Genomic DNA, 13,488 nt, shown 5'->3' on the forward strand with positions numbered 1-13,488 from the left:
AAAGAGCCGGCACCAGAACCGCGCCCAGGGCCAACCGGAATATTATTATCTTTACTCCACTGAATAAACTCCATCACGATAAGGAAGTAACCAGGGAAGCCCATTTGGTTAATCACATCTAACTCGGTTTGTAGACGTTCATCGTATTCCGGACGTCGCTTCGCCCGTTCTTCAGGATCGGGAAATAAAAACTCCAAGCGTTCTTCTAAGCCATCGCGCGATACCTTACAAAAATACTCTTCAATAGGCATACCGCCGGTGGGGAAATCTGGAAGAAAATACTCACCCAACCGCACCGTAACGTTACAGCGTTTGGCAATTTCTACGGAATTTTGTAAGGCTTCCGGAATGTCTGCGAACAGCTCAAGCATTTCTTGTTCGCTGCGTAGGTACTGCTGTGGGCTATACTTTTTGGGGCGACGGCTATCGTCAATTGCGTAACCATCATGAATAGCAACACGAACTTCATGTGGTTGAAACTGTTCCTCTTCAAGAAATACGACTTCATTGGTGGCAACCACTGGCAAATGTTGCTCCGCCGCCAAGGCAACCGCTTGATGAAGATAGTTTTCTTCATCTGGACGCCCAGTTCGAATCAATTCGAGGAAGTAATTATTAGAAAAATGTTGTTGATAAAAGCTCACACAACGCTCTAGCAGTACCGGATTTCCCTTGAGTAAAGCCTTACCCACATCGCCCTGACGAGCGCCGGACAGAATAATCACCCCGTCGGCATGTTCCACCAACCATTGCTTGTCGATAACAGGACGCGCCTGAACATGACCACGCAAATAAGCCCGAGAAATCAACATGGTGATATTCTGATAACCTTGATTATCTTTGGCCAGCAAGGTCAAGCGGAATAGCTCATCGGCAAATTCTTCCGATTGCACATAGAAGTCACAACCCACTATGGGTTTAATCCCCTGATTATGTGCTTCACCATAAAATTTAACCAAACCACACATGTTAGTTTGGTCGGTCAGAGCAATTGCCGGCATATTTAATTCTGCCGCCTTAGCCACGATGGGCTTGACCTTTTTCAAACCATCGACCATAGAAAAGTCTGAATGGACTCTTAGGTGAATAAAGGCTGGCGATTGACTAGTTGACGACAAACTCAAAACTCCCCCAATACACGCTGTACCGGTTTAAAACTGCGACGATGCTCAGCAATAGCACCGTGTTTTTGCAACATGTCTAAATGTAAGGCAGTGGGATACCCCTTATGCTTAGCAAACTGATATTCCGGGTGTCGCGCATCCAGCTCAAGCATTTCTTGGTCCCGAGCCACTTTAGCGATAATTGAAGCCGCGCTAATTTCAGCCACCAAACCGTCCCCTTTCACTACTGCCTGACAAGGAACTAGCAACGATGGTTCACGGTTACCATCAACTAAAACAAAATCGGGCGTAATAGCTAACGCCGCTACGGCGCGCGACATGGCCAACATGGTGGCATGCAAAATATTCAGTTGGTCGATTTCTGCAGGCTTAGCACGAGCAATCGCCCAAGCCTTAGCTTTGGTTTTGATTTCATCGGCTAATAGCTGGCGCTTCTTTTCTGAAAGTTTTTTAGAATCATTTAAACCGATTATCGGCTTAGCAGGATCAAGTATCACCGCTGCGGTTACCACATCGCCCACTAGAGGGCCACGCCCCACTTCATCAACACCAGCAAAACACTGATAGCCACTAGGATAAATAAACTCTGACATAAGGATTCCTAAAACAAATGACTACTAGCTGTTAATAACGTCGACAATAGCTTGGGCGGCTTTTTGATCTGCATCACAGCGAATTTGCTGATGTAGCTGAGTAAACCTAGCCAGTAGCTCACTATTGTCAGTATCTAATAAACGCGAAACTTCTTGAACGATGTTGTCACTGGTGCACTGCTCTTGAACATACTCCTGCACCAACATCTTATCGGCTAGCAGGTTAGGCAGCGCCGCAAATTTGGCTTTAACAATGAGCTTGGCGATACGGTAGGTCAGCGGTTTAAAGCGGTAAGCTACTACCATAGGCCGTTTTACCAACATAGCCTCTAACGTCGCCGTGCCTGACGCTAATAACACAACATCGGCCGCGGTCATCACTGTTCGCGCCTGACCGTCTACCAATGTTAGCTTTAACTCTGGAGCGTGCTCAGCCAACAAGGCTTCAAATTGCTCACGTCGTCGCTGATTAACCAATGGCACCACAATTTGTAAGCCCGTATAGCGCTGAGTCAATTGCTTAGCCGCCGCCAAAAATACCGGAGTTAACAAACCCACTTCCGCGTTTCGACTGCCCGGTAACATCGCTAAGACTTTGTTATTAGGATCAAGGCCTAGTTGCTCAAGAGCTGGCTTTTGTGGATTAACTAAAGGAATTTGATCCGCCAACGTATGACCGACAAATTCACAAGGCACATCGAAGCGCTGATAAAAGGCTTTTTCAAAAGGCAGAAATACCAAAATTTTGTTACAGCCTTGCTTAATCTTAAATACTCTTTTTTGCTTCCAAGCCCACACAGAAGGGCTAACATAATGCACTGTTTTAATCGCTTGCTGGTGCAGCTTTTGCTCTACTCCCAAATTAAAATCTGGAGCATCTATACCAATATAAATATCAGGTGGAGACTGCAAATAATGCTTAATTAAATGGCGACGAATTTTAAGGATACGCGGTAAACGTCCCAACACTTCAACCAAACCCATCACCGATAACTCTTCCATATCATAGAGGGCTTCACAGCCTTGTTGCTGCATCAAAGGCCCTGCTATTCCAGAAAAGTGAGCATTGGGATAACGTTGTTTAAGGGCCGATATCAACCCAGCGCCTAAGATATCACCGGAAACCTCTCCAGCAACGATGGCTATGTGTAATTTATCTTTATTTGTCATTGAGTTAAAAGCACTTGCTTAGAGATAACGCTTTACAGTACCACTATGGCACCCGCTTAAAATAGTTCTAATTAATATTACTTTGTATACGCCCGTATGATAACACATGCTGTCATTTTTTATCCCTTTAGCAGAACCCTTGCAAATAGGATTTGTAAGCTCAAATCGACTACGCGAACAGTCTCTCAGAGTAAGTCAAAAAAAACATTACTAACAATAAAGTTGAATTCAGCAAACAAGCATAACTACCCAAGCTTGAGCTGGCTTTTCTTGCTAACTGGTTAGCAGAAGGCTAAATTGCTCAGTTTAACGTACAGCTCTTTGATTAAGTATGGCTGTGGTAATAGCGACTATTTAGTTCACTACACCAACCGAGAGAAGGGAGCAAAGCCATCACTACAATCGCAACAACCGCCAATAAAAAAGCCCTAACCAAAAGTTAGGGCTTAATAAGGCCTGCGCTACCGCCGAGCGATAGCCACTAACTACCTTAAACTAACGGACAATGCCTCGGCCGTTTTCTTTTAAGAAGTCAGCAAACACTTTTACTTCTGGGAACTGCTCAGCTGAGAGTTCAATTTGCTTTAACGCTTCTTCAAGGGTATTACCGCTTCTATAAAGGGTTTTATAAGCTTGGCGAATCGCTTTAATCGCGTCCTTACTAAAGCCGCGACGCAATAAGCCTTCAGTATTTACGGCTACAGGGCGAGCATAGTTACCTACCGCCATCACATAGGGAGGTACGTCTTTATTTACCGCCGCACAACCGCCAACAAAAGCGTAGGATCCCACTTTGCCGAACTGGTGAATAGCCGCTTGTCCGCCAAAAATAACATTATCACCAATGGTCACGTGACCAGCTAAAGTAGCGTTGTTAGCGAAGATACAACCATTACCCACGATACAATCGTGTGCCACATGAGCGTTAATCATAAATAGACAGTTATTGCCGATTTTAGTCACGCTATTGTCTTGAGTCGTTCCCCGATGAATGGTGACACTCTCTCGAATGGTATTGTTATCGCCAATTTCTAAGTAAGTTTCTTCACCAGCATATTTCAAATCTTGGCAGTCTTCTCCTACCGAGGCAAACTGAAAAATACGGTTATTATTACCTATTTTTGAATGACCTTTTATCACCACATGTGAAGCAATTTGGCAATTTTCGCCAATTTCAACATCACCACGAATAATGCTATACGCGCCAACCGAGGTATTGGCACCAATGCTGACATTACCTTCGATAATGGCAGTTGGATGAATCGTTACAGAGCTATCAATCATAAGCGGTTCCACCTATTTAAAGGCTCTACGAGCACACATAATTTCGGCACTGCATACCACTTCGTCGTCGACCTTAGCCACACAACTAAACTTGCCGATACCACGACGATCTCGTAGCAATTCTACTTCTAAATGTAGGACGTCCCCCGGACCAACTGGCTTTTTAAACCTAGCATTATCGATACCAGCAAAGTAATACAGCTCGTTGTCTGCAGGCTTAGAGGTCGATTTAAATGCCAATATACCGGTACATTGAGCTAGAGCCTCTAAAATCAATACACCTGGGAATACTGGCTGTTGTGGAAAATGTCCTGTAAAGCAAGGTTCATTCACCGTCACATTTTTTATCGCGTGAAGCGTTTTCCCTTCTTGGAAATCCAATACTCTGTCAACCAACAAAAATGGGTAACGATGTGGCAATAAGGCCATAATGTCTTGAATTTCTAAACGGTTAAGTTCTGTTGTCAAAATAGTTTCCTAGCTTTACTCTGCTTCAGGGCGCTGGTGGCGCTCTAAGCTAACAATTCGTTTATGCATCTCGTCTAATTGAGAAAGACGCGCCATTGATTTACGCCATTGACGGTTGGCTTGGATTGGCATACCCGATGAATAAGTTCCGGGTTCAGAAATGGACTTAGTCACCATTGAATAACCGGTAATGGTCACCTGATCACAAATATCAATGTGGCCATTAATAGCTACTCCACCACCAATTATACAATAACGGCCAATACTAGTACTGCCGGCAATACCGGTAGTACCGGCAATAGCGGTACCGCTGCCAATGGTGACATTGTGAGCGATATGAACCTGATTATCGATTATCACATTTGAGTCAATGGTAGTATTGTCCAAAGCGCCGCGGTCAATTGTTACCGAAGCGCCGATTTCAACACAATCACCAATCACTACCGAACCGAGTTGCGGGATCTTAACCCACTGCCCCTGTTGATTGGCATAACCAAAGCCATCACTACCAATAACAGTATTCGCTTGGATCAGACAACGCTCACCCAACTCAACCGAATGATAAATGCTACAGTTAGGCCACAGCTTGGTGTGACTACCGATACGGGCGTTTTTACCAACAAAACAACCAGCACCAATCTGAACTCCATCGCCGAGCTTAACGCCACTCTCAATGACCGCATTGGCGCCAATTGAAACCAGCTCGCCTAACTCAACGCTTTCATCAATCACCGCACTGGGGTGAATGGCTTCTGCGCAGGCTGGTGTGGTATCAAACAACTGGGCTAATTTTGCATAACTGACATAAGGGTCTTCACTCAACAACACATTGCCACTGAAAGAAGCCGCGTGATGTTCGGTTAAAATGAGAGCACTGGCCTTACAGTTTGCTAACAACGGCAAATACTTAGCATTGGTAATAAAACTGATCTCTTGCTCCCCGGCTTTTTCAAAGGGAGCGATTTTGGAAATTACTTGCTCGGCATCACCAATTAAGGTGAGGCCAAGTTGCTCAGCTATTTGGCCAAGGCTGAATGTCATATTTACTTACTCTTACTAACTTGCTGAATAACTAGCTTAGTGATGTCTAAAGAATCAGCAGCGTATGCGGTTGCATCTAATGGCAATACTAAATCGTAGCCCTCAGATTTAGATACTTCAACAATCGCACCTTGAACTTTAACCATTAACTTTTGTTGCTCTTCAGCACCACGACGACGCTGATCTTCTTCTAGATTCTTACGTTTAAGTTTATATTCAGCCTGCATTGTTTCTAACTGACGAGTAATTTTAGTGACCTCTTGCTGCCCTAATAACTCACCGTCTTTTTCTCGTTTTTCATAAAGACGTTGCATTTCTGATTCAAGACCGCGCACTTCTTGAACCCGAACTTCAAACTCATCTTTTAAAGTTTTTTGCAGGGCATCACGCTGAGGCAGTTGTTGGAATACCTCAGCAATATTGATAACTGCAATCTTAGTTTCAGCTTGAGCAGCAAAGCTTGAGCTCATCATAGTAATGGCAAGGGCGACTGCGGCGATTAGTTTTTTCAAAAGATTTACTCCTAAAATCAAAGTTTAAAAAGTTTGGCCAATATTAAATGAGAAAGACTCGGAACGGTCACCATCATACTTTTTAATTGGCTTGGCAAACGAGAATACCAATGGCCCCATTGGTGAGAACCATTGAATAGACACACCTACCGATGCTCGAATCCGATCCGGTGATGAGTAATCACCGAAACGGTCACAATAGCTTATACATTGCATTTGACTAAATTTGTCATAGTCAAATTCGGTATCCCATACGGTACCAAAATCGATGAAGGCGGTGGTACGCACCTGGCGAATATAGGCTTCATCGAGGAACGGCGTGGGGAAAATAATTTCGGCAGAACCAACGGCAATAGCATTACCGCCTACCGAATCATTGGAAGCAGTAACATAAGAACTACCACTATTATCGACTAAGTATAAAGCGCGCGGGCCTACAGTATTAGAACGGAAACCACGCAACGATGAATAACCACCGCCATAAAAGTTTTCAAAAAATGGTAGTATTTGCTCGTTACCTTCTAGCTCACCATAACCATTACCGTAGCCCACTTTGCCACGAATCGAAAAAGCCCAGTCATGATTACTGGTTATCGGGAAGAAATGCCGAGTATCAAAGCTCATTTTGAAATACTGAACGTCCGAGCCAGGCACGGTTATTTTGGTATCAAAGCGCTGTGACGAGCCTGCTGTAGGCATAGTACCGTTATTGAGAGTATTTCGCGTCCAACCTAGCGTTGCGTCCACCGACTGAAAGGTTAGTGAACCATCATCATTACGATGGGGAGAATAAATGTCCCAGAACTGCTGAATTTGAGCATAGGCATTTAATTGAGAAATTTTATTTTGTTCGACACCAAGGCTGAGACTTAAACGGTTATCTTCGTTAACCGGGAAACCTAAGGTACCACGCAAGCCAATGGTTTCGTTGTTATAGTCTACGATATCTGCTTTAGAAGCTTCAAAGTCGGTGTAATAGAAGCGGCCACCAAAACTCACACCATCTTTAGTAAAGTAAGGGTTAGTAAAATTAATATCGAAGTTTTTCGAATATTTATTGGTACTAACGTTAACCCCTGCGCGATTACCCGAACCTAAGAAGTTATCTTGTTGTACCCCGGCAGACAAGCTTAAACCCGATTCGGTACCATAGCCCACACCTGCATTGAATGAACCTGAAGGCTGCTCTTTTACCACAAAGTTGACATCAACTTGATCTTCGGAGCCGGGCAATTTCACGGTATCAACGTCAACAGTTTCAAAATAACCTAAACGACTCAATCTCGCTCTAGATTGCTCAACCAAACGACTAGACAACCAAGTGCCTTCCATTTGGCGCATTTCTCGGCGAATCACTTCATCTTTAGTAATGGTATTACCGCTAATATTGATTCGGCGAACGTAAACACGGCTACCAGGATCGATATTGATATTCAATACTACGGATTTATCTTCATCGTTAATCACCGGAAACACATTTACCTGAGGATAAGCGTAACCATAACGGCCTAAAAACTTAGCAATAAGGTCTTCAGTTTGGGTTACCGCAGAACCACTATAAGTATCACCCGGTTGTATTGCGACTAAGCCATTGAGTTCTTCACTTTTATCCAACAAGTTACCCGATAACTCGACCTTGTCTATGCTGTAAACCTCACCTTCATCCACATTGATGGTGATATAAATACCTTTCTTATCTGGAGTAAGAGCAACTTGAGTTGAGTCAATATTAAAACGAATATAGCCACGGTCGTAATAGAAACTATTAATGGTTTCTAAATCGCCTGCCAACTTTTGTTTTTGATATTTTTGGTCAGCCAGCACGTTCCACCAAGGAGCGCTGTCACTTAAACTCATCCGTTTGATCAGCTCACCTGAAGAGAACTTCTCATTACCAATGATATTAATCTGTTCAATCTCGGCAGATAGACCTTCTTGAAAAGTAAATTTTAAATCAACCCGATTACGAGGAAGTGGGGTAACAATAGAACTAACTCGGGCACTATATTTACCAACACTATAGTAAAAATCTTCGAGGCTTTTTTCGATATTACGTAAATTGGTTTTATCTAAAGGCTCACCAATTTTAATTCCAGATGAACGCAGCGACTCTTCCAACTGTTCCGTCTTAATGTCGTCATTACCGGAAAATTCGATGTTGCTCACTGTCGGTCTTTCAAGAACCTTAAACACCAACCCATTACCATCACGGTAGACTTTAATATCTTCAAAGTTACCACTACGGTACAAACGCTTAATACTGTCACTAACTTCTGCGGCATCAACTTCATCCCCGACTCGCAATGGGATTTGTAATAAAGCTGCACCTAAAGAAACCCGTTGTAAGCCTTCAATACGAATATCTGTTACGGTGAAAGCTGAATCCGATTCAGCATAGCTAGCACCGCCTACGCAGGCCAGAAAAAGTCCAACAACCAACTGCTTTTTGAACATAAGAAAAAAGAACGTCCTATTTAATTGTTATAAGCGCATAAAATCATTAAAAATGGCTAAGCTCATCAGAGCCATCACCAATACTGCACCAATCCTAAATCCTATTTCTTGTACGCGTTCTGAAACAGGTTTGCCAGTAATTCCTTCGATAGCAAAAAATACTAGGTGTCCGCCATCTAATACCGGCAACGGAAACAAGTTTATAATGCCTAAGTTAATACTGACTAAGGCAACGAAACCCAAAAAATACACTAAACCATAGTCTGCCGTTGCCCCGGCTCCCTTAGCTATGGATATTGGACCGCTAAGGTTATCTAATGAAACCACCCCTGTCACCAATTTACCGATCATTGAGACCGTCAATTTACTTAAATGCCAAGTTCGTTCCAATGATTTACCGATAGCCTCAAAAAAACCATAATGTAAATCTATGCGATACTGCTCTGGATAAGGTTTAACTTCGGGAGCAAGCCCTACGTACCCTGTCGATTGCCCTTGGTATTCACGACTCTCAGGACGCAACTCCAATTGCAAATATTGGCCTTGGCGAAGCAGGCCCAATTGAATCACTTGTTCTGGCCTAGCTTGAACGTAACTAACAAAATCTTGCCAAGATGACAGGGCTATACCGTCAAGCGCTTTTAACTGGTCACCAACTTGTACTCCAGCTTTAGCAGCAGGCTTACCCTCGACCACTTGGGCTACCTTAGTCAGGATTTCTGGGCTATAGGCCTGCAGACCGAGACTTAAAATAGGATTCTGTTGCTCACTGTCCAGTTGCCAATTGCGAATATCCAGTAGCTTGTTACTTACCCGCTGAGTTTGAACGTCTTTTACCTGTACATCCAGAGCTTGATGACCTAAGTGGCTAACCAAGGCCAAATTGACGGCTTCCCAATCAAGCGTACGTTGCTCATCAATACTCACAATTTCGTGCCCCGCACGCAGGCCAGCTTGCTCGGCGATACTCCCTTCAACAACACCACCTAACACCGGTTTTACCGAAGGAACGCCAATAATAAACATCAGCCAAAAAGCAAAAATCGCTAGAATGAAATTGGCTAAAGGGCCGGCAGCAACAACTGCACTTCGCTGCGCCAAGCTTTTATTATTAAAAGCCTGAGAACGAAGCTCCGGCGCCACCGGAGCCACTCTCTCATCCAACATTTTAACGTAGCCACCCAGTGGAATCAGAGCCACCACATACTCGGTGCCATCGACAGCAGTTCTACGCCACAGCGCTTTACCAAAACCAATAGAAAAACGCTCTACCTTCACCCCACAACGCCGCGCCACCCAAAAGTGACCAAACTCATGAACCGTAACTAAAATGCCGAGGGCAATAATAAAAAATGAGGTATTCCAAATTAGGTCATTCATCCACAGATCCTCTTAACTACTGCGTCAGCTTGAACTCGAGCTCTTTGGTCGACCTCGAGCAATACCGAAAGTTCAGTTTCCGAACCAAGATAGTCAAGTCCATCCAAACAAGTGGCGACAACTTGAGCAATTTGAGTAAATGTTATTCGTTTGGCAAGAAAAGCCGCTACGGCGATTTCATTAGCCGCATTCAAGCAGGTTGTAGCGGTTTGGCTATCATAACAAGCATCGATGGCCAACTTCAGGCAAGGGTAACGAGAAAAGTCAGGCGGAATGAAACTTAATTCTCCAAGGCTAAAAAAATCCAATGGTTCAACACCAGAAGTGATCCTCTGGGGGTAGGCCATAACATGAGCAATCGGTGTTGCCATGTCTGGTTGTCCCATTTGGGCCAGTACCGAACCATCACAATATTGCACCATCGAATGAATTATTGACTGCGGGTGAATAATTACCTCAATCTGTTTTGGCTGAGTATTAAATAAGCGTTTCGCCTCAATATACTCCAAGCCTTTATTCATCATGGTGGCAGAATCAACCGAAATTTTTTGTCCCATCGACCAATTGGGATGATTACAAGCCTCAGCAGGGCTTACCTTATCCAATGCATCCACAGAATGATAACGAAACGGCCCACCAGACCCCGTCAACAGTATTTTGCTTACCCCTGCTTGCTTTAAGTCACAATGGCCTAAGGCTTGTTGTATCGTTTGCGGCATGCACTGAAAAATTGCATTGTGTTCGCTATCAACTGGTAAGATTTGAGCACCACTGCGGGCAGCAGCATCCATGAAGATGGCGCCGCTCATTACTAAAGCTTCTTTATTGGCCAATAAAACAGTTTTACCCGCTTCAACCGCCGCCAAGGTTGGCAACAAGCCGGCAGCACCAACGATAGCGGCCATCACCAAATCAACCGACTCGGCCTTAGCAAGTCCGATAACGGCCTGATCACCACTTAATACTTCGGTGCTTAATTGTTCACTCTTAAGCGCCTCAATTAAGTTCTTGTTACTAGCAGGGTCAGCCATTACAGCAAATTGCGGCGAAAATTCTCGACAGATTTGCAACATAGCCGCCACATTACGGGCTCCCGTCACGCCGTATAAATCATAGGCTTCAGGGTTATTGCGCAACACCTTTAAGGTGCTGCTGCCAATTGACCCAGTAGCGCCAAGTATTACAACTTGTCTACTCATAATGATTTACATCCAATTAAGGTAGAAAAAGGCGAATACAGGCATGGCAGCCGTTAAACTATCGATACGGTCCAACAAACCACCGTGACCGGGTAACAAGGTTCCACTGTCTTTAATTCCAGCTTGTCGTTTGAACATACTCTCAACTAAATCACCAACTACTGAGGCTAGAACAGTACAGATACTCGCAACAACAAGCACCCACTCTTTTCCTGCCGCTACGGGGAGATACAAGAAAGCACCAGCAGTCACCAAAGCGGCCACACAGAAGCCTCCCAGCAAACCTTCAATGGTCTTTTTCGGGCTAACATTTTGTGCCAATTTATGGCGACCAAAACGCTTACCTGCAAAATAGGCACCGGTATCGGCAGCCCACACTAAAAGCAATACATAGAGCACCCATGCACCACCCACTCTTGGGTTTTCGGGTTCTATCGAGCGTAGGAAAATTAACGACCAAAAGAATGGTAATAAAACCACTAAGCCAACCAACAACTTAAACAAGCTGTTGTTATGCCAAAAGCGAGCCGAATTGGGGTAGCAAGCCAACAGATATACGCTACCCAGCCAGGCCACTACAGCAAGCCCTACCAAAGAGCTAAATACCGCTGAGGCGCTCAATTCTTGCAAAGGCATTAACCAGAAGCTGAGGCCAAAACTGAGTGCAAACACTAATAAAAAACGAACACGCTTGGAATTATGCGCAGAAACAACTCGAGCCCATTCCCTAGCGGCAAGCACTAGCACTAAAGCTAAAGCTAAAGCCAAGCCCGCCAGAGGTAGCATGAAGATAGCCGCAAGGGCTAGGGGCGCCAGTATAAGGGCAGTTAACACTCTTTGCTTAAGCAAAATGGTCCTCATTCTGTTGATTATTATTTAATAAAGCCTGCACCTGCTCACCGGTACAGCCAAAACGACGCTCACGGCTGACAAATGCGGCGATGGCTTTGCCAAACACATCGTCGTCGAAGTCAGGCCAAAGTACGTCACTAAAATAGAACTCTGCGTAAGCCGTTTGCCATAACAAAAAATTACTTATTCGATGATCGCCGCCGGTACGGATCAACAAATCAACATCACCAACGGTATCGGTTTCCATTAAAGCCGATATATCTTGCTCGGTGATCTGCTCTGGATTAATCATACCTTGCTTAACCTGTTGAGAGAGCTTCTGGCATGCATTAACGATATCCCACCGTCCACCATAATTAGCCGCTATATTCAGCACCAAACCAGTATTGTCAGCGGTTTCTTGTTGGGCTGTGGCAATGCGTTGTTGCAATTTCTCACTAAAACGAGAAGTATCCCCAATTATTCGAAGTTGTACATTATTGTTTTTTAGTTTTTTCACTTCACGTTGCAAAACTGTCAAAAACAAATTCATTAAACTTGACACTTCTTCTTCAGGACGACGCCAGTTTTCGCTACTGAAGGCAAATAGGGTTAAGGATTTGACGCCTACATGGGTGGCAAAACTCACCGCCCGTCTCACTGACTTCACCCCGGCTTGATGGCCGAACATCCGCAATTTACCACGCTGCTGAGCCCAGCGACCATTACCATCCATAATAATGGCAACATGTTTAGGGATCGCTTCTTTAACAGCCGCTTGCTGTGCTTCGGGTAAGGTCATATTCACTACTCATACTTACAAAAAAAAACCGTGTAACAAGACACGGCTATTCTTAAACTTACTACTTGCTTAAACTTCAAGCAACTCAGCTTCTTTGGCGGCTAAGGCCTCATCAACCAACTTAACAGCGGCATCGGTAATTTTTTGAATGTCATCTTGCGCGCGACGCTCATCATCTTCACCGATTTCTTTTTCTTTTAGCAATTCTTTTACGTCACCATTGGCGTCACGACGAATATTGCGAATCGCAACACGAGCTTGCTCAGCCTCAGCTCGAACAATCTTAATTAAGTCACGACGACGCTCTTCGGTTAGCATCGGTAGTGGAATACGAATTAAAGTACCAGCAGAAGAAGGGTTCAAGCCCAAATCAGAGCTCATAATCGCTTTCTCAACTGCGCTAATTAAACTAGCGTCAAAAACGGTTACGGTTAGCGTTCGAGAATCTTCAGTAGAAACGTTACCCACTTGTTTCAAAGGGGTATCAACACCGTAATACGGCACCATAATCCCATCTAATAGACTAGTATGAGCACGTCCAGTACGAATTTTTGACATTTGAGTCTTTAATGACTCAATGCTTTTGCCCATGCGTGTTTGAGCATCTTGTTTGATTTCGTTTATCACGAT

Annotated in this window: 13 protein-coding genes; all 13 read right to left on the bottom strand. The window is 44.2% G+C overall.

What is annotated here, in order from left to right; genetic code table 11:
• Nucleotides 1-1,058: PHP domain-containing protein (locus tag ACQY6Q_RS00925; RefSeq protein WP_427976950.1), on the bottom strand; the 1,058-nt coding region annotated here is incomplete at its 3' end.
• Between the two features lie 62 nt (nucleotides 1,059-1,120).
• The gene (gene rnhB, locus ACQY6Q_RS00930; protein WP_427976781.1) at nucleotides 1,121-1,717 is read right to left on the bottom strand and encodes a ribonuclease HII; all 597 of its coding nucleotides are present in this window, start codon (nucleotides 1,715-1,717) and stop codon (nucleotides 1,121-1,123) included.
• 24 nt (nucleotides 1,718-1,741) lie between these two features.
• Entirely contained in the window at nucleotides 1,742-2,887 is a 1,146-nt protein-coding gene (gene lpxB / locus ACQY6Q_RS00935) for a lipid-A-disaccharide synthase (protein ID WP_427976784.1), read from the bottom strand.
• A gap of 495 nt (nucleotides 2,888-3,382) precedes the next feature.
• On the bottom strand, nucleotides 3,383-4,171 hold the full coding sequence (gene lpxA / locus ACQY6Q_RS00940; protein ID WP_427976786.1) for an acyl-ACP--UDP-N-acetylglucosamine O-acyltransferase: 789 nt from the start codon (nucleotides 4,169-4,171) through the stop codon (nucleotides 3,383-3,385).
• Between the two features lie 12 nt (nucleotides 4,172-4,183).
• On the bottom strand, nucleotides 4,184-4,639 hold the full coding sequence (fabZ, locus tag ACQY6Q_RS00945) for a 3-hydroxyacyl-ACP dehydratase FabZ (RefSeq protein ID WP_427976789.1): 456 nt from the start codon (nucleotides 4,637-4,639) through the stop codon (nucleotides 4,184-4,186).
• A gap of 15 nt (nucleotides 4,640-4,654) precedes the next feature.
• A complete protein-coding gene (gene lpxD, locus ACQY6Q_RS00950; RefSeq protein ID WP_427976792.1) occupies nucleotides 4,655-5,680 on the bottom strand; it encodes a UDP-3-O-(3-hydroxymyristoyl)glucosamine N-acyltransferase in 1,026 nt (341 codons plus the stop codon).
• 2 nt (nucleotides 5,681-5,682) lie between these two features.
• On the bottom strand, nucleotides 5,683-6,192 hold the full coding sequence (locus ACQY6Q_RS00955; protein WP_427976795.1) for an OmpH family outer membrane protein: 510 nt from the start codon (nucleotides 6,190-6,192) through the stop codon (nucleotides 5,683-5,685).
• Nucleotides 6,193-6,216: 24 nt separating this feature from the next.
• Nucleotides 6,217-8,646 carry an outer membrane protein assembly factor BamA gene (gene bamA, locus ACQY6Q_RS00960; protein ID WP_427976798.1) on the bottom strand — a complete coding sequence of 810 codons (2,430 nt, stop codon included), beginning with the start codon at nucleotides 8,644-8,646 and terminating at the stop codon, nucleotides 6,217-6,219.
• Nucleotides 8,647-8,673: 27 nt separating this feature from the next.
• Nucleotides 8,674-10,026 (bottom strand): sigma E protease regulator RseP, encoded by a 1,353-nt coding sequence (gene rseP / locus ACQY6Q_RS00965; RefSeq protein ID WP_427976801.1) that lies wholly within the window; start codon nucleotides 10,024-10,026, stop codon nucleotides 8,674-8,676.
• Entirely contained in the window at nucleotides 10,023-11,225 is a 1,203-nt protein-coding gene (ispC, locus tag ACQY6Q_RS00970) for a 1-deoxy-D-xylulose-5-phosphate reductoisomerase (protein ID WP_427976803.1), read from the bottom strand. The genes rseP and ispC overlap by 4 nt, the downstream gene beginning before the upstream one ends.
• A 6-nt stretch (nucleotides 11,226-11,231) precedes the next feature.
• Nucleotides 11,232-12,059 (bottom strand): phosphatidate cytidylyltransferase, encoded by an 828-nt coding sequence (locus tag ACQY6Q_RS00975; protein ID WP_427976806.1) that lies wholly within the window; start codon nucleotides 12,057-12,059, stop codon nucleotides 11,232-11,234.
• A gap of 7 nt (nucleotides 12,060-12,066) precedes the next feature.
• Nucleotides 12,067-12,858: an isoprenyl transferase gene (locus tag ACQY6Q_RS00980; RefSeq protein ID WP_427976953.1), complete on the bottom strand. Its 792-nt coding sequence runs from the start codon at nucleotides 12,856-12,858 to the stop codon at nucleotides 12,067-12,069.
• A gap of 69 nt (nucleotides 12,859-12,927) precedes the next feature.
• Complete coding sequence (gene frr, locus ACQY6Q_RS00985) at nucleotides 12,928-13,485, bottom strand: ribosome recycling factor (RefSeq protein WP_427976808.1); 558 nt, start codon at nucleotides 13,483-13,485, stop codon at nucleotides 12,928-12,930.
• Between the last annotated feature and the right edge of the window lie 3 nt (nucleotides 13,486-13,488).

The sequence above is a fragment of the Agarivorans sp. genome (assembly GCF_050295395.1).
Taxonomy (GTDB): domain Bacteria; phylum Pseudomonadota; class Gammaproteobacteria; order Enterobacterales; family Celerinatantimonadaceae; genus Agarivorans.